This window comes from Virgibacillus sp. 7505, assembly GCF_002272135.1.
In the GTDB taxonomy this organism is placed as follows: domain Bacteria; phylum Bacillota; class Bacilli; order Bacillales; family Amphibacillaceae; genus Terribacillus.
In genome coordinates, this window is sequence record NZ_NPBF01000177.1 from 1 (window position 1) to 277 (window position 277).

Annotated in this window: 1 protein-coding gene; it reads right to left on the reverse strand. The window is 51.3% G+C overall.

The window, feature by feature from the left end; translation table 11 throughout:
* Nucleotides 1–80: 80 nt before the first annotated feature.
* Nucleotides 81–277 (reverse strand): DUF993 family protein (locus tag CHH91_RS18495; RefSeq protein ID WP_141234215.1); only part of this gene is annotated, 197 nt, incomplete at its 5' end.

A 277-nucleotide genomic window follows, 5' to 3' on the forward strand; every position in this document is an offset into this window, starting at 1 on the left:
GCCTTCAATTGCTTCTGGCAACGTCCATTGTTCAGTCGTAATCTGGTTTAGACTGAAGCGCTTGATTCCAGGAGCACCGCTCATAGGCGCACCTCCTGGCCGATACCAGCCGCTTCAAGCGTTAGCACCATCCGTTTAATCGCTCTCTCAGGCTCAACGAGCAAGCCTGCTTGGTCGGCTAACATAAATAGCTTTGCCAAATGAACAGCAGACCTTGCTCCTTCTGCGCCGCCGATCATTCGAAAATGGTTTTGGTGCCCATTTAAGTGGGCCATAA